The sequence below is a fragment of the Pseudarthrobacter polychromogenes genome, from assembly GCF_014644495.1.
GTDB lineage: Bacteria > Actinomycetota > Actinomycetes > Actinomycetales > Micrococcaceae > Arthrobacter > Arthrobacter polychromogenes.
In genome coordinates this window covers 63031-77433 of sequence record NZ_BMKU01000013.1, presented here as the reverse complement: position 1 = coordinate 77433, position 14403 = coordinate 63031, and the positions used below count along the sequence as shown (strand labels likewise).

Genomic DNA, 14403 nt, shown 5'->3' with positions numbered 1-14403 from the left:
CTGCTGGAGGGTCAGGCTCCCGGGTTGAGGACCACCTTGATGCAGCCGTCCTCTTTCTTCTGGAACTTTTCGTACAGGGCGGGCGCGCCTTCCAGCCCCGAGCGGTGGGTGACCAGGTCCATTACACCGAGCGGATCGGCGTCGTCCTCTACCAGGGGCAGGAGGTCGTCAGTCCAGCGGCGCACGTTGCACTGCCCCATCCTGACCTGGATCTGCTTGTCAAACATGGTCAGCAGGGGCATTGGGCTGGCCTGGCCGCCGTAGACGCCGCTCAGGGAAAGCGTGCCGCCGCGCCGGACGGCGTCGATGGACGTGTGGAGCGCGGCGAGGCGGTCCACCCCGGCGGTCTCCATCGCCTTCTGCGCAAGCTTGTCAGGCAGGAGCCCGAGGGCCTGGTGGGCGAAGCCCGCTACAGGGGAACCGTGGGCCTCCATTCCGACGGCGTCCACCACCGCGTCCGGGCCCCTTCCGGCTGTCATCTCCCGCAGCTGGTCCGCCACGCCCTTGCCGTAATCGAGGGTTTCCACGCCGTGCCGCTCCGCCATCGCGCGGCGTTCGGGGACCGGGTCCACGCCAATGACGCGGAGCCCCCGCTGCACACCGATCCGGCTGGCAAACTGGCCTACCGGGCCCAGCCCGAACACGGCAAGGGTGCCGCCGGCCGGGGTGTCCGCGTATTCCACTGCCTGCCAGGCTGTGGGGAGGATGTCCGAGAGGAACAGGTACCGCTCGTCCGGGAGCTCTGTTCCCACTTTCACCGGGCCGTAATCGGCGTGCGGCACGCGCAGGTACTCGGCCTGGCCGCCGGGAACGGACCCGTAAAGCTCGGAGTAACCGAAGAGGGCTGCGCCTGAACCCTTGCTCTTGACCTGGGTGGTTTCGCACTGCGACTGCAGGCCCTGGCTGCACATATAACAGTTGCCGCAGGAAATGTTGAAGGGGATCACCACGCGGTCGCCCTTGCGCAGGTTGGTGACGGCGCTTCCCACCTCTTCCACGATGCCCATCGGTTCGTGGCCGATCACGTCGCCTTTATGCATGTACGGCCCCAGGACCTCGTACAGGTGCAGGTCCGAGCCGCAGATGGCCGTGGAGGTGATGCGGACAATGGCGTCGGTGGGTTCCTGGATTACGGGATCAGGTACTTCTTCCACGCTTACCGAGCGTTTTCCTTGCCAGGTCAGAGCTTTCACGATTCGCCTTCCGGTGGTGTTGCCTTTAGTCCGGGCCAGAGCCCATCACTCGACGGTATCGGCTCCGGCAGAAAAAAGTAAGCAAGCTGACTAAACTCTTGTCCTTGTGGCCCTGGGCTTCTAGCGTAGGAAGGGCCAGATCCCAGGAAACGCGTGAAAGAGGAACGCCATGACGCTCTACCAGCCGGAACCGGTCGAGATCTCCACCCGCATGCGGCCCGGCGAGTGGACGGAGGAGAGCCTGGAGGCGCTCGTTGGCACGTACCACGCCCGGATCATGGAGATGGGCGCCAACATAGCGGAAGTGAGCACGGACATTGAGCGGAACGACGACGGGTCCGTCAAGGTGGCCGTGGTGTGGAACAAGCCTGCGAACGCAGGCGACGAGGACGCCGTCACCGGCGGGCAAGCGGTCTGAGCCGGGCGCCTCAGTACGGTCCTTCTGTCCTGGTGAGCAGCGGGCTAAGGGCGCTTAAGGGCAGGTTCCGCAGGAGGTCCCGCGGCCCTTCGTAGACCTCCACGGCGCCTGCATCCCGGAGTTCACCGGCATTGATTCCCCCGCATGTCACGGCAATCGCCGGGATTCCCAGGGCTGCCGCGGCCATCATGTCCCACACGGCGTCGCCGATATAGACGGCGTCTGCGGCCTGGACGTCAATGGCCTCCAGAGCGGCCACAAGGATGTCCGGGGCGGGCTTGCTGTTTTTTGCGTCATTGGCGCTGGTTGCGCCGTCGATGAAGGCGTCGGCATCCAGGATGGACTTCATCACATCCAGGTCTTTCCTGCGCGCCGAGGAGGCGAGCGCCACGGCCAGTCCTCCGCTATGGCACTGGCCCAGCAGGTCCTTGGCCCCGTCAAAGGCCCGGAGGGACGGCCAGTGGGACGCGTACAGCGCCCCGTGGCTGGCCAGGATCTCCGGATCGAGGGACCGGTCGCGCCCTTCGGGCAGAAGGCTGTCCACCAGGCGGTCCCCGCCCATGCCCACATGGTGGTGGATGGTGGCCATCGGGATGTCGTAGCCCTGCTGCCGGAAGGCTCCCCACCAGGCGACCGTATGGATATAGGACGAGTCGATCAGGGTGCCGTCAACGTCAAAAAGAACCCCCCGGCGTCGTCCGCCAGGGGGTACAGGGCTGAGGGGTGCCATCAGCTGACCGCTGCCCGCTTTGCAGCCGGCGCCTTCTTCTGGCGGGCCGCCTCTTCCTTGGCAGAACTTACGGGGCGGACGCGTTCCCGAAGGACCGTTCCTGCGCCGTCGTGGCTCTTGTCCCGGATCAGCCCTGTCCCTGCAATTTCCCGCGCCATCGCCACGCCGGCAACAGCGGCCCTTTTTGTGGGAAAGGTGACCGAGATGGCCATGAGGCTCCCGGCTCCATCCAGCATCCGCACCCTGTAACCGCCGTCAGGCGCATCCACAAGCTCAAAATACCCGGCCATTCGTATCACTCCTCCATCAGTCACCGCGTTGTGCTTTGTCAGGAGCACTGAGGTGTTAGTAAGTATACTTATCTGTTCTGCGAAGGAGAAGCCACCCCTGGCCGCGCCGCCTCAGCACGGTCCCGCCGTCTCCGGCGGAATGGGGGTGTCACTTCGCCGAACCGTATCCTGATGCAGCTCCAGGGCGCTAGTCACAAGCGCAAAGTGGCTGAAGGCCTGCGGGGTGTTGCCCAGCTGCCGGCCCGCCTTCACGGCCCATTCCTCACTCAGCAGCCCCACGTCGTTCCGCAGTTCCAGCAGCCGTTCGAAGAGCTCCCGGGATTCCTCGTGCCGGCCCGCCCCCAGGAGCGCCTCCACCAGCCAGAAGGAGCAGGCAAGGAAGACGCCCTCGTCCCCCGGCAGGCCGTCGTCGCTCTCTTCGGGGCGGTAACGCAGCACGAACCCGTCCTCGGTAAGTTCGCGCTGGATGGCATCGATGGTGCCGATGACCCGCGGATCGTCCGGGGGCAGGAAGCCGACGCGCGGGATCAGGAGGAGGCTGGCATCGAGTTCCGGCCGGCCATAGGCCTGGACAAACGTGTTGCGGTCGGCGTCAAACCCGTTGGCCATAACGTCCCGGTGGATGGTGTCCCGCAGCCGCTCCCAGCGGTCCACCGGCCCCGGCAGCCCGGACTCGCGGACGCCCTTGACCATCCGGTCCGCGGCTACCCAGGCCATCACTTTGGAGTGCGTGAAATGGCGGCGGGGCCCGCGCATCTCCCACAGCCCGTTGTCCGGCTGGTCCCAGATTTTCTCGAGGTGCTCCATCAGGGAAAGCTGGACGTCCCATGATTCATCCGGATGCGTCAGCAGCGAATTCCGGGTCAGGGCGAGGCAGTCCAGCACCTCGCCCCACACGTCGAGCTGCAGCTGCTCGGCTGCCCCGTTGCCGATGCGCACCGGGGACGAATTTTCATAGCCCTTCAGCCACGGCAGCTCCATCTCCGGCAGGCGGCGCTCGCCGTGGATGCCGTACATGATCTGCAGGTCGGCGGGGTCGCCGGCCACCGCGCGGAGGAGCCAGTCCCGCCAGGCCGCCGCTTCGGCCGTGTAGCCGGCTGCCATGAGGGCCTGCAGCGTCATGGTGGCGTCCCGCAGCCAGCAGTACCGGTAGTCCCAGTTGCGCGGACCGCCCAGTTGCTCGGGCAAGGACGTGGTCACGGCCGCCACGATGCCGCCGGTGGGGGCGTACGTCAGCGCTTTCAGGGTCACCAGGGAGCGAACCACGGCGTCCTGGTACTTCCCTTTGACGGTGCATTGGGATGCCCAGCCGCGCCAGAAGGCCGAGGTGGTGCCAAGGACTTCTTCAGCGTCCACGCTGTGCGGCCGGCCCACGTGGCTTGGCGCCCACGTGAGGACGAACGGGACGCGCTCCCCGGCGCTGACGGCGAAGTCACTGATGGTGTGCATGTTCTCGCCGTGGAGGGGCGCCGGTGTCACCAGGTAGACGGCGTCCGGGCCGGCGATGGCGTGCATGCCCAGGTTGTCCTTGCGGACCCAGGGAATAATGTGGCCGTAGTCAAAGCGGAGCACCAGCTCGCTGTGCATCCGCACGCTCCCGCTGACGCCCACAACAATGCGGACGATGTCCGCCACGGAGTCTCGTGGCGGCATGAAATCAATGACGCGCACCGTTCCCTCAGGCGTTTCCCACTCCGTCTCCAGCACCAGGGTGCCGTCCCGGTAGCTCCGGCGCGTGCACGGTCCGCCGCCCTCGGGTGCGAGGAGCCAGCGCCCCGATTCAGGGGTGTCCAGCAGGGAATTGAAGCATGCCGGGGAATCGAACCGTGGCAGGCACAGCCAATCGATGGAGCCTTCCTTGCTGATCAAGGCCCCCGTTTGAAGGTCGCCAACAACTGCATAATCCTCGATGCGCGCCATGTCCTTACCCTGCCACAGTCCGCCCCGCGGTGATGGGTACGATTCGATGTAGCCTGCAGTCATGGCAGTCCACATCGGCACCTCCGGCTGGAGTTACGACCATTGGGAGAACGTCCTCTATCCGCCCGGGCTCCCGGCGAAGGACCGGCTCAAGCATTACGTTGCCCGGTTCGGCACCGTCGAGCTCAATGCCAGCTTCTACCGGTGGCCCCGGGACACCACGTTTGCCGGCTGGAACCGGCGTTTGCCTGATGGCTTCGGAATGTCGGTCAAGGCTCCCCGCGGACTGACCCACGCCCGGAAGCTGTACCAGCCGGAGGTGTGGGTGGAACGGATTGAGCGGTGCTGGCACGAGCTCGGCGACAAGCGGGCAGTCCTCCTGGTCCAGCTGCCGCCCGGCATGGAACGCGACGACGCCCGGCTGGAGTATTTCCTGGCCAGGATCCCGGAATGGATCCGGGTGGCTGTGGAGTTCCGGCACCCCAGCTGGGACTGCGACGACGTCTACGCACTGCTGGAGCGGCACCAGGCCGCCTACTGCATCATGAGCGGCGCCAACCTTCCCTGCATCCTGCGCACGACTGCCCCGTTCACGTACGTGCGGCTGCACGGGCCCGACCACCAGCACCTCTACGCCGGCTCCTACTCGGACGCCGACCTGCACTGGTGGGCAGACCGGATCCGGGAGTGGTCCGGCAGCGGCCTGGACGTCTATGCCTATTTCAATAACGACGGCGGCGGCCACGCCGTGCGCAACGCTGAGACCCTGCGCTGGATCCTTGGGGAAGGGTGACGTCACGGAAGAACGGCAAGGTCCAGGGTAGCTACGCGTGGTTCAGCCTGTGGCAGAGTGGTTCCATGGACACGGCCCCCCAGACCCCGCCACAGAACGCAGCTACAGCACCTGACCCGGACGGGAAGTCACAGCTCTCCGGCAACACGGTGTTCAAGCTTGCCCACCGGATTTCCGACGGCGTCAACGGTGTGCGCATCCAGCTGGCCAAACGCTGGAAGTTCGTGCCGCAGACCATTGCCTACCAGGGCTATGGATCAACCAGCCTGGTGCGCGTCCTGGGACGCGTCCTGCTGACGCAGAAGCCCATGCCGGGGAGCAAGGCAGAGCACGCAGCGCAGAACGGCAACCAGAATGTGCGCGGCTGGCGGGCCTTCACGAGCGTTCCCCTGCAGTTCACCGACGTCGAAATCACCATCGGCGATGTTGTCACCCACGTCCGGGCGGACAGGGGCGGGCTGATCGACACGGAAGTCAGCGTCCAGCTGGAGCCCGGCTGGCACACCGCGGTCCTGCGCGCCGAGGGCACCGAGCCCGTCGAGGCCAGGATTAGGGTCATCGCACCGGACGTGAAGTTCGGGATTGTGTCCGATATTGATGACACCGTCATGGTGACGGCCCTGCCCCGGCCGTTCCTGGCACTGTGGAACACCTTCGTGCTGAGCGAGCGGGCCCGTATGGCAACACCCGGCATGGCTGTCCTGCTGGACCGGCTCACGGTGGAACATCCGGACGCGCCAGTAATCTACCTTTCCACCGGCCCGTGGAACGCAGCACCCACGCTGGCACGCTTCCTGACCCGCAACATGTATCCGTCCGGGGCGCTGCTGCTGACGGATTGGGGCCTTACGCAGGACCGGTGGTTCCGCAGCGGCCAGGACCACAAGCACCGGAACCTGAAGCGCCTCGCCAAGGAATTCCCGGACATGCAGTGGCTCCTGATCGGAGACAACGGCCAGCATGACGAAGCCATCTACTCCGGCTTCTCGCAGGAGCACCCGGACAAGGTAGCAGCGATCGCCATCCGCCAACTGTCCGTCAGTGAATCGGTATTCGCCGGCGGCCACTCCGAGGACGGGGACCATACCGCGTCCCAGGTTCCGTGGATCTACTCCCCGGACGGCGCCGGCATCGCCAAACAGCTCACGGCCCTGGACCTGCTCTAGGCGCTGGCACCCACGGCGGGAACGTCGTCGTCGGGCATCTCACTGCCCAACGCCCCTGCGCCAAGGACCTCGACGTCCATGGCGCCACCCACCATGGCCTCTGCGATCGCAGTGCCTGCCGCGGCGGCCAGGTCACGCTCCTCGATGAGTTCCTGGAACCAGAAGTAGGAAGCTTTTGGCGTCCGTTCCAGTGTTTCGAAGTCCACGTGCAGGAGGCCAAAGGGCTGGTTGTACCCGGCGGACCATTCGAAGTTGTCCAGGAGCGACCACACGTAGTAGCCCCGAAGGTCAACCGATGCAGCCTCCCCGCCCGGGGCAGTAGCCTTCAGGGCGGCCTCCAGATGGTCCGAGAGGTACTTGAGCCGCCGCTCATCCGGAATGAACTTGGTATTGGTGGACTTGTCCCGGACGATGATGTCCTCGAAGCTGGCACCGCCCTCGGTGAGGATGACCGGCGGAAGGTTGGGGTAGCGTTCGCCCATCTCCTTCAGGGCCACGGCCATGTACTCGGGCTTCACCGGCCAGCCGTAGGAAGTAATGTCCGCCTCGGGCCAGGTTTCCACGTGGAACGGTGTTCCGCCGTTGCCGGCCGCGCTCAGGTCGCTGCCCATGGCTTCGGCCATGCTGGCGGGCACTGCTCCCCCGCCCGGCCCTACCGCCACTTTGGTGGGCATGTAGTAGTTGAGCCCGTAGAAGTCCAGCGGCTGGGAAATAAGTTCCATGTCCTCGTCCGGGTGTTCGAAGGAGCTGAAGAACTTGGCCGCCCGGATCAGGTCCGGGTATTTTCCGGTCAGCACCGGGTCTGCGTACAGCCGGTTCTGGGCCAGGTCCATCAGCCCGGCACTGATCCTGTCCAGCGGGTTGATGGAATTGGGCACCATGGGTGAGTAGACGTTGGTCATGCCGATCTCCCCAGGAACCTTGGCGGCGCGCAGGGCCTCGACGGCGAGGCCGTGCCCCAGCAGCTGGTGGTGCACAGTCGGGAACGCCCCCATCATCAGTTCCTTGCCGGGTGAGTGCAGGCCGAGCGTGTAGCCGTTGGTGCTGACCGTGGCAGGTTCGTTGATGGTCACCCAGCGCGCCACCCTGTCGCCGAATTCCTCCGCCAGGATGGCAGCGTATTCGCCCAGGCGGTAGGCGGTGTCCCGGTTCATCCAGCCGCCGGCGTCGTCCAGCGTCAGGGGGGTGTCCCAGTGGTAGATGGTGGCCATGGGGGAAATGCCGTTGGCCAGCAGTTCGTCCAGGAGCCTGTCGTAGAAGGCCAGGCCGGCGCGGTTGGCCGACCCGCGCCCGGTCGGCTGGATGCGCGGCCACGCGAAGGAGAACCGATAGGAGTCCACGCCGAGCTGCTTCATGAGCGCAACGTCCTGGGGCATGCGGTGGTAGTGGTCCGTGGCGACGACGGGGCTGTGGTTTTCCACGATGGCGCCATCCTTGGCCGCGAAGACATCCCAGCCCGCGGGGCCCCGCCCGTCCTCATCAAGCGCGCCCTCAATTTGGAAGGCTGCCGTGGCCACGCCCAGCGTAAATCCGGACGGGATAAGGGCAGCGAGTTCTTTGGCGGTGATGTGCATCTGCGGGCCTTTTGTAACGGAGCGTTTGTAAGTACGTAACAGGATCGCACAGCTGTGGGCGCCTGACGAGCACGGCGGTTCCCGGCTGGTCTCCCGGCAGCCCGGCAGGCCGGATGGCATGCCGGTGGGTCCTGCTAGGGTCTGTGGATGGATGAAAAACTGGGGAAGTTCATCGACGATTTCGCTGCACTTGTGCAGCTGGCACAGGCTGGCAACCACAAGGCAACGGCGGGTACGCAACTGCTTGAGGCGCTGACGGAGCACCTGGGGCTGCCGGCCGAAAAACTCGCCGTGGTGGAAGAACAGATTCCGCCCCACCGGTTTGTGGATGCGGACATCGTCCTGGCTGAACTCGCAGCCACGGATCCCCAGGGCAGGCTCGTGGGCATCGGCGGCGGAGGCCAGCGCCACCATGCATCCCTCAGCGACATGGTGCAGCAGTCACAGCTTTTCCCCCAGTTTCCGCTCGCCCAGCCGGACTTCGTGAACATGGCAGTTGGCCCTGACACGCAACGCCAGGCCGTGGCATTTGGGTTGCGGCTTTTTTCGTACGACGGCGGCAGCCTTGCGGTCCTGCAGCGGGCCGCGGATCCGCGCGCCGGGAGGCAGTCCGCGGCACTTGAACTGGTGGCTGGAACCGCAGAAACCGGCGCCGCGTTCCTGGCGGAGTACCGCCGGCGGATGGACAGCCAGAGCGTCCTCCAGGGGCAGGTCATTTCATTGACCATGGGAGAGTACGGACCCAGCAGCGGCGGGGTGACCTTTCACCATAGGCCCCGGCTCAAGGAACAGGAGGTGGTCCTTCCGTCCGGGCTGCTGCAGAAGGTGGCCGGCCATGTGGTCGGTATTGCCAGCCACCGGCAGTCACTCAGGGAGCATGGACAGCACCTCAAGCGCGGCGTCCTGCTCTACGGGCCGCCTGGAACGGGTAAAACCCACACCGTCCGTTACCTCTTGGGCCAGGGCGGGGGCACCACGGCGATCCTGCTCTCCGGCGGTTCCCTCGCCCGTATTTCCGAGGCGGCCCGGATAGCCAGGGCACTGCAGCCCTCCATGGTCGTCCTGGAGGACTGCGACCTCATTGCGGAGGACCGCAGCTTTGGCCACGGCCCCCAGCCGCTGCTGTTCGAGGTACTGGATGCCATGGACGGCCTGGACGAGGACGCGGACGTCGCCTTTGTGCTCACCACAAACCGGCCGGACCTACTTGAACGGGCACTGGCCCAGCGTCCCGGCCGCGTGGACCTGGCCGTGGAAATTCCCCTCCCCGCACTCGCCGAACGCACTGGCCTTCTTCGGCTTTACAGCAGGCATGCGGCCTTCAGTCCGCAGGCCCTGCAGTCTGCCGCGGAACGGACCGCCGGCACCACGGCGTCCTTCGCACGTGAGCTGGTCCGGCGCGCGGTGTTGACCGCTGCCGCAGCGGATGAGGCCGTGGCTGACGCCCACCTGTATGCCGCAGTGGACGAGCTAATGGCGGACACCGAGTCCCTGACCCGCAGCCTGCTCGGAAGCGCTGCCGGAACGGTGCCGGCGCAAAGCCACGGCCAGCAGTAACCCGTGGACTGCCGGTCCGCCTCTGAAGTTACTGGGAGCCGAACAGGAACTCCTTGGCGTGGGCCACCGCTTTCCGGAAGGCGTCGTTCCGGAGCGTCGCCAGGTGCTCGGTTTCCCCCTCAGCAGGTTCCAGGTAGCCCGTATAGCCGGGCCGCAGCACCCAGATGTCGCCTCCGGGCGGAAGGTAGAACACGCCAAAGGACCGCTGCTGCTTCTCATCCGTAGTCCATACCGGCACAACGGCAAGGGCTGCGCCCGTGGCGGGGTTGATCCATTGCGCACGGGGCAGCGGCTGCTCATGCGCTTCAGGGTCCAGGAAGGGAGCAGTTCCGGCACCCCAGCGCTGTTCAAAGCGCTCGTGGAATGCCGGAATCAGGTGTGAATCGTATCGGCGCCAGTCGCTCATCCGGTTCTCCGCCTCCTCGCGGTGTTGTTGTTGTGTTCCATCTCCCGTTCCGTTCCCCGCGGGACGCATTGCCAGGACCGGTGCCAGGACCGCTGTCAGGCCCAGGGCCCGCTTTCCCACCGCACCGGCGTGATCCTGATGATGGGGTCCGGGGAACCGCCGGGGCTGCGGACCTTCCGGACGGGAACGGGCTGTCCGGCAGCTGCGGCCCTTTGCTTGTCATAGGCGGCGCGCCGCCCAGGATCCCGGAGGACGTTGTAGGCCTGCATGATCATCAGAAGCTCACCTTCCGGGGAGGTACCGCCGTCGACATCCGGGTGATGGCTGCGCATCAGGGCCCGGTAGGCGCGCGAAATTTCCTGTTGAGTGGCGTGCGGCTGGACCCGCAGGGTGTCGTAGTAGTCGGGGCTTGATGTCATGGTGGCCTTTTCCGCTCCGCCGGCGTCCGCATCTGGGCGCGGACGCCGGCCAGAAAAGAATGCCGGGCGCGGGCAACCGTGAAGTGGTTCCCCGCGCCGGCCGGCTGTGGCTAGGTTCCGATCTGGCGCTTCTCGCTCTCCTGGGTCTGGATCTCGATCCTGCGCGGCTTCGCCTTTTCAGCCACCGGTATCCGCAGGGTCAGGACGCCCTGGTCGTAGCTGGCCTTGATGTTGTCAGTGTCCAGCGTGTCACCGAGGATCAGCTGCCGGCTGAAGACGCCGCGGGGACGTTCGGAGGCCACCAGTTCCACGCTGGGCTGGGTGGGGTCCTTGCGCTCCGCCCTGACGGTGAGGACGTTGCGCTCAACGTTCAGGTCCAGGGAATCCATCTTCACGCCGGGCAGGTCGAAGGCCACCACAAACTCGCCATTTTCCTGCCAGGCGTCCATGGGCATGGCAGCCGGCCGGGCGGCGGTTCCAAAGACCTGCTGCGTGAGCCGGTCCAGCTCACGGAACGGGTCCGTGCGCATTAACATCATTTCCCACTCCTTCAGCTTCAGTAGGTGTTCACCTGTGCCAATATCCACTGTTCTTAATCTATGGTGATGGATATAGATTTTTTATAGCACCCGTGCGAAACTGAAGCAAGACCCCGGACGGATACTGGAGAACTGATGGCGGAACAGGACGCGGGACGGGAAACCGGCCCCAGCAGCAGCCGCGCGCTGTACGCCATCTCCGTGGCGGCAAAGCTGGCTGGAACAGGCCAGCAGAACATCCGGCTCTACGAGACCAAGGGCCTGCTGACGCCGTCGCGGACGTCCGGCGGCACCCGCCAGTACAGTGATGACGACATCGCTGTCCTGCTGCGGATCGGCGAGCTCCTGGAACAGGGCCTCAACCTCGCGGGCGTGGCCAAGGTGCTGGAACTTGAGGCGGCCAACAACAAGCTGCACCGCGCCCTTAAGAGGGCCAGGTCCCGGCCGCCGGGCTGAGGGGCTGGGCTGGCGGCCGGGCTGGCGGCCAGTGAACAGTTCAGTCCCGGAGCCAGTCAATCCTGGGGCAAGTCCGCCTTGGACAGTTCACCCGTGATCCGCTCCCCGGGAACACGGGCGGTGCGCCACGTGTCCAGGGCAATGACCCCGCCCAGGATGATGAGGGAGAGGGACAACGAAGCGAGGGCGTCGCTGAGCCAGTGGTACCCCAGGTACAGCCTGCTCAGGGCGGCAAGCACAATGCCGATCCCCGCTCCCACGAAACCGAGAACGGCCGCTTTGGTGTTGCTGTGCCGGGAGAACACCAGGAAGGCACCAACCAGGAGGAAGTCGCATGCCCCCAGGACATGCCCCGACGGGAACGAAAACGTATGGTCGATCCCGAACAGCATCTGCTCCACTGGCGGCCGCGAGCGCTGGACGATCCGCAGGATGATCTGGGAAATGATGACGCCGGTGACCATCGCCGACGCCAGCAGGATGGGGCGCCAGGCGTGCTTGGCGGCGAAGCCCCACCACAGGATGACCACCAGGACAATGATGGGCAGGGCGACAGGACCGAAGACCACGGCGAGGAAAATCATGAAGGCCGTGCCGGCGTCGGACCTCATCCCCAGGAGCCAGTCGCGGACCGGCACATCTGCCGCCGAGAGGCCATCGGCCTGCAGCACACTGACCAGCGTGGCTATGAACAGCGCAACCCCCGCCACCACCAGGATGATGGCCGCCCGGTACAGCCCGCGCCGGTCGGCGGGGTCCATGTAGCGCTCCTCCACCACGAACTTGTCGTGGAAGGTCCGCCACCTGCTGTGGCTCCGGCTGGTGGTTCCGGAGCCTGCTGAATCCTGATGTCCCACTGTGATGCCCGTCCCTGCTCCGTTGAGAATTGCCTAGGGGAAGAGTATCGCGTTCCGCACTGGCGGTAGCCTGACTCCATGGGTGCAATGAACGAACTGATTGACGCTGCCGCCGTTCATTCTGCCGCGGCCATCCTCACGGAGGCCGCTCCCGTTGTGCGGTGGGCCCGGACACGCGCCACCGCCTCCCTGCTGGGGGACCTGAACCTGCGCGCCAGGACTGATCTTGTGGCCGAGGCGCTGCAGGAGGACATCCGGGGCGTTCCCGGGGCGGGATATCCGACGGCGGCGGGCAGCTTCCGTGCAGCACTGCGGTTTCCGGAGTTCACGGGCTGGATCCTGTGGCCGGTGTCAGAGGCTGCTGCCGCCCTTGCCGTTGATTCCGGCGCCGGGGAGGACTTTGACGACGCCCTGGCCCTGCTGGCGGAACTGACGCCCCGGCTCACCAGCGAATTTGCCGTCCGCCGCCTGCTGCGCCACAACCTGGACCGGGCACTGGCCGCCGCCCTGGAGTGGACGTCCCACCCGGATGAGCACGTCCGCCGCCTGGCGAGTGAGGGAACCCGCCCCTACCTGCCGTGGGCGGTGCGTGTGCCCGGCCTCGTGGAGCGGCCCGAAGCCACCCTTCCCGTCCTCACCGCGCTGTATCGGGACCCCTCGGAGTACGTGCGGCGGTCCGTGGCCAATCACCTCAATGACCTTGCCCGGCACGCACCCGGCCCCGTGGTGGCCACGGCGAAGGAGTGGCTGTCCGCAGCTGACGGCAACACGGGATGGGTGGTGCGGCATGGTCTCCGCACGCTCATCAAGAAGGGCCATCCGGAGGCACTGGAGCTGCTCGGTTTTACGCCGGCGCAGGTGGCGGTGTCCGGGCCGCACCTGGACCGGGAGGTCCTGACCCTGCCCGGCGAGCTGACGTTCTCCTTCGAGATCGCCAATACCGGCACGCGCGATGCGCGCCTGGCAGTGGATTATCTGGTCCACTACCGCAAGGCCAATGGCAGCCAGTCCGCCAAGGTTTTCAAAGTGTCAACGCTCACCCTTGCTCCGGGTGAGACGCGGAGCCTCTCCAAACGCCATGCTTTCAGGCAGATGACCACCAGGGTGCACCACCCCGGCCTGCACGCCCTGGAGCTGCAAGTCAACGGTGCCGTGCATGGGCGCGCCGAGTTCCTGCTCGAAACCGGCAGTGCCGGCTAGCAGCTAGCGTGGCGAGCCGCCTGCGGGGTCCTGCCAGTGGTCCCGCCAGGTGTACTCGGGCTCAAAGCCGAGCAGCCGGCGTGCCTTGTCGATGGACAGCATGGTTTCGTGTTCGCCCAACTCCTTGACCACCTTGACGCCGGGGAACACTTCCGCGGCCAGGCTGGCACTTGACCGGCCCATGACGGTATCCGCGTTGGCGATGATGAACGCCTCGAATCCCGGCTTACCGTTGTCGAGGGCGCGGACCACCGCCTGGGCCCCGTCACGGCCGTCGATGTAGCCCCACAGGTTCCATTTCCGGAGGGTTGCGTCGGAGTCGAAGGAAGGGAACTTTTCGTAGTCCTCCACGTCCATGACGTTGGAGAACCGCAGCCCCACGATGCTCAGTTCCGGGTCCCAGCGCGTCAGTTCAGCGGCCATCTGCTCTTCCAGGTGCTTCACCAGGGAGTAGGTGCTTTCCGGCCGCGCCGGGTACTCCTCGTCCACAGGGATGTAGGGCGGGTCGACGTCGAACGGAAGTCCCAGCACCGTCTCGCTGGAGGCGTACACCACCTTCTTGATGCCCGCACGGCGCGCTGCCTGGAAGACGTTGTAGGTGGACAGCATGTTGTTTTCGAAGGTGGCGGCGTCGGGAATGATGCCCGGGGCGGGGATGGCACCGAGGTGTACCACGGCGTCAAAACCGTCATGCCGGTCATCCACCCCCAGCAGCACGTCCAGGACCTGGCCGTAGTTCCGCAGGTCCACCACAACCAGGCCGGGACTGCGGCTGCCTTCGCGGTCCAGGTTGAGGACCTGGTGGCCGTCCTCCGTGAGCCTGCGGACCACGTGCCGTCCAAGTTTTCCGCTACCGCCGGTGACCGCAATTCTCATCAGGTTGTC

At 65.9% G+C, this 14403-nt stretch carries 16 protein-coding genes; 6 read left to right on the top strand and 10 right to left on the bottom strand.

Annotated features, from left to right (window positions below; all coding sequences use genetic code 11):
• Positions 1–11 precede the first annotated feature (11 nt).
• The gene (locus IEX43_RS17380) at positions 12–1193 is read right to left on the bottom strand and encodes a zinc-dependent alcohol dehydrogenase (RefSeq protein ID WP_188813015.1); all 1182 of its coding nucleotides are present in this window, start codon (positions 1191–1193) and stop codon (positions 12–14) included.
• A 169-nt stretch (positions 1194–1362) separates the two neighbouring features.
• On the opposite strand from IEX43_RS17380, the gene IEX43_RS17375 reads away from it, so the two are divergent.
• Entirely contained in the window at positions 1363–1611 is a 249-nt protein-coding gene (locus IEX43_RS17375; RefSeq protein WP_188813013.1) for a hypothetical protein, read from the top strand.
• A gap of 10 nt (positions 1612–1621) precedes the next feature.
• Here IEX43_RS17375 and IEX43_RS17370 read toward each other — a convergent pair whose 3' ends face one another.
• The 3 genes from IEX43_RS17370 to IEX43_RS17360 all read right to left on the bottom strand — a co-directional run bounded on the left by IEX43_RS17370 (position 1622) and on the right by IEX43_RS17360 (position 4551).
• Positions 1622–2341, bottom strand: coding sequence for an HAD family hydrolase (locus IEX43_RS17370; RefSeq protein WP_188813011.1), 720 nt, complete (start codon positions 2339–2341; stop codon positions 1622–1624).
• Entirely contained in the window at positions 2341–2631 is a 291-nt protein-coding gene (locus tag IEX43_RS17365) for a hypothetical protein (RefSeq protein WP_104189536.1), read from the bottom strand. Before IEX43_RS17365 ends, IEX43_RS17370 begins: the two co-directional genes overlap by 1 nt.
• 111 nt (positions 2632–2742) lie before the next feature.
• Positions 2743–4551 carry a glycoside hydrolase family 15 protein gene (locus IEX43_RS17360; RefSeq protein WP_188813058.1) on the bottom strand — a complete coding sequence of 603 codons (1809 nt, stop codon included), beginning with the start codon at positions 4549–4551 and terminating at the stop codon, positions 2743–2745.
• A 61-nt stretch (positions 4552–4612) separates the two neighbouring features.
• On the opposite strand from IEX43_RS17360, the gene IEX43_RS17355 reads away from it, so the two are divergent.
• Positions 4613–5344 carry a DUF72 domain-containing protein gene (locus IEX43_RS17355; protein ID WP_188813009.1) on the top strand — a complete coding sequence of 244 codons (732 nt, stop codon included), beginning with the start codon at positions 4613–4615 and terminating at the stop codon, positions 5342–5344.
• Positions 5345–5409: 65 nt separating this feature from the next.
• Positions 5410–6510 (top strand): App1 family protein, encoded by a 1101-nt coding sequence (locus tag IEX43_RS17350; protein WP_188813007.1) that lies wholly within the window; start codon positions 5410–5412, stop codon positions 6508–6510.
• Here IEX43_RS17350 and IEX43_RS17345 read toward each other — a convergent pair.
• Positions 6507–8084, bottom strand: coding sequence for a glycoside hydrolase family 1 protein (locus tag IEX43_RS17345; protein WP_188813005.1), 1578 nt, complete (start codon positions 8082–8084; stop codon positions 6507–6509). The genes IEX43_RS17350 and IEX43_RS17345 overlap by 4 nt on opposite strands.
• 147 nt (positions 8085–8231) lie before the next feature.
• On the opposite strand from IEX43_RS17345, the gene IEX43_RS17340 reads away from it, so the two are divergent.
• On the top strand, positions 8232–9641 hold the full coding sequence (locus IEX43_RS17340; RefSeq protein WP_188813003.1) for an AAA family ATPase: 1410 nt from the start codon (positions 8232–8234) through the stop codon (positions 9639–9641).
• 28 nt (positions 9642–9669) lie between these two features.
• Here the strand turns inward: IEX43_RS17340 and IEX43_RS17335 are convergent, their stop codons facing one another.
• The 3 genes from IEX43_RS17335 to IEX43_RS17325 all read right to left on the bottom strand — a co-directional run bounded on the left by IEX43_RS17335 (position 9670) and on the right by IEX43_RS17325 (position 11002).
• Positions 9670–10047, bottom strand: a complete 378-nt coding sequence (locus IEX43_RS17335) for a hypothetical protein (RefSeq protein ID WP_188813056.1) — start codon at positions 10045–10047, stop codon at positions 9670–9672.
• A 95-nt stretch (positions 10048–10142) separates the two neighbouring features.
• Positions 10143–10466 (bottom strand): J domain-containing protein, encoded by a 324-nt coding sequence (locus IEX43_RS17330; RefSeq protein ID WP_188813001.1) that lies wholly within the window; start codon positions 10464–10466, stop codon positions 10143–10145.
• Between the two features lie 110 nt (positions 10467–10576).
• A complete protein-coding gene (locus tag IEX43_RS17325) occupies positions 10577–11002 on the bottom strand; it encodes an Hsp20/alpha crystallin family protein (RefSeq protein WP_188813055.1) in 426 nt (141 codons plus the stop codon).
• Positions 11003–11140: 138 nt separating this feature from the next.
• On the opposite strand from IEX43_RS17325, the gene IEX43_RS17320 reads away from it, so the two are divergent.
• Positions 11141–11461 carry a MerR family transcriptional regulator gene (locus IEX43_RS17320; RefSeq protein WP_188812999.1) on the top strand — a complete coding sequence of 107 codons (321 nt, stop codon included), beginning with the start codon at positions 11141–11143 and terminating at the stop codon, positions 11459–11461.
• A gap of 56 nt (positions 11462–11517) precedes the next feature.
• On the opposite strand, the gene IEX43_RS17315 is transcribed toward IEX43_RS17320, so the two are convergent.
• Positions 11518–12318, bottom strand: coding sequence for a phosphatase PAP2 family protein (locus tag IEX43_RS17315; protein ID WP_188812997.1), 801 nt, complete (start codon positions 12316–12318; stop codon positions 11518–11520).
• A gap of 78 nt (positions 12319–12396) precedes the next feature.
• Here IEX43_RS17315 and IEX43_RS17310 point away from each other — a divergent pair, with 78 nt between their 5' ends.
• Complete coding sequence (locus tag IEX43_RS17310; RefSeq protein WP_188812995.1) at positions 12397–13518, top strand: DNA alkylation repair protein; 1122 nt, start codon at positions 12397–12399, stop codon at positions 13516–13518.
• A gap of 3 nt (positions 13519–13521) precedes the next feature.
• On the opposite strand, the gene IEX43_RS17305 is transcribed toward IEX43_RS17310, so the two are convergent.
• Positions 13522–14394 (bottom strand): NAD-dependent epimerase/dehydratase family protein, encoded by an 873-nt coding sequence (locus IEX43_RS17305; protein WP_188812993.1) that lies wholly within the window; start codon positions 14392–14394, stop codon positions 13522–13524.
• Positions 14395–14403 lie beyond the last annotated feature (9 nt).

What these genes read in the sequence shown, in the direction of transcription:
- IEX43_RS17365 (WP_104189536.1), bottom strand. Translation starts at nt 2,631, where the DNA reads ATGGCCGGGTATTTTGAGCTTGTGGATGCGCCTGACGGCGGTTACAGG.
- IEX43_RS17370 (WP_188813011.1), bottom strand. Translation starts at nt 2,341, where the DNA reads ATGGCACCCCTCAGCCCTGTACCCCCTGGCGGACGACGCCGGGGGGTT.
- IEX43_RS17335 (WP_188813056.1), bottom strand. Translation starts at nt 10,047, where the DNA reads ATGAGCGACTGGCGCCGATACGATTCACACCTGATTCCGGCATTCCAC.
- IEX43_RS17305 (WP_188812993.1), bottom strand. Translation starts at nt 14,394, where the DNA reads ATGAGAATTGCGGTCACCGGCGGTAGCGGAAAACTTGGACGGCACGTG.
- IEX43_RS17320 (WP_188812999.1), top strand. Translation starts at nt 11,141, where the DNA reads ATGGCGGAACAGGACGCGGGACGGGAAACCGGCCCCAGCAGCAGCCGC.
- IEX43_RS17340 (WP_188813003.1), top strand. Translation starts at nt 8,232, where the DNA reads ATGGATGAAAAACTGGGGAAGTTCATCGACGATTTCGCTGCACTTGTG.
- IEX43_RS17345 (WP_188813005.1), bottom strand. Translation starts at nt 8,084, where the DNA reads ATGCACATCACCGCCAAAGAACTCGCTGCCCTTATCCCGTCCGGATTT.
- IEX43_RS17355 (WP_188813009.1), top strand. Translation starts at nt 4,613, where the DNA reads ATGGCAGTCCACATCGGCACCTCCGGCTGGAGTTACGACCATTGGGAG.
- IEX43_RS17350 (WP_188813007.1), top strand. Translation starts at nt 5,410, where the DNA reads ATGGACACGGCCCCCCAGACCCCGCCACAGAACGCAGCTACAGCACCT.
- IEX43_RS17375 (WP_188813013.1), top strand. Translation starts at nt 1,363, where the DNA reads ATGACGCTCTACCAGCCGGAACCGGTCGAGATCTCCACCCGCATGCGG.
- IEX43_RS17310 (WP_188812995.1), top strand. Translation starts at nt 12,397, where the DNA reads ATGGGTGCAATGAACGAACTGATTGACGCTGCCGCCGTTCATTCTGCC.
- IEX43_RS17325 (WP_188813055.1), bottom strand. Translation starts at nt 11,002, where the DNA reads ATGTTAATGCGCACGGACCCGTTCCGTGAGCTGGACCGGCTCACGCAG.
- IEX43_RS17330 (WP_188813001.1), bottom strand. Translation starts at nt 10,466, where the DNA reads ATGACATCAAGCCCCGACTACTACGACACCCTGCGGGTCCAGCCGCAC.
- IEX43_RS17360 (WP_188813058.1), bottom strand. Translation starts at nt 4,551, where the DNA reads ATGGCGCGCATCGAGGATTATGCAGTTGTTGGCGACCTTCAAACGGGG.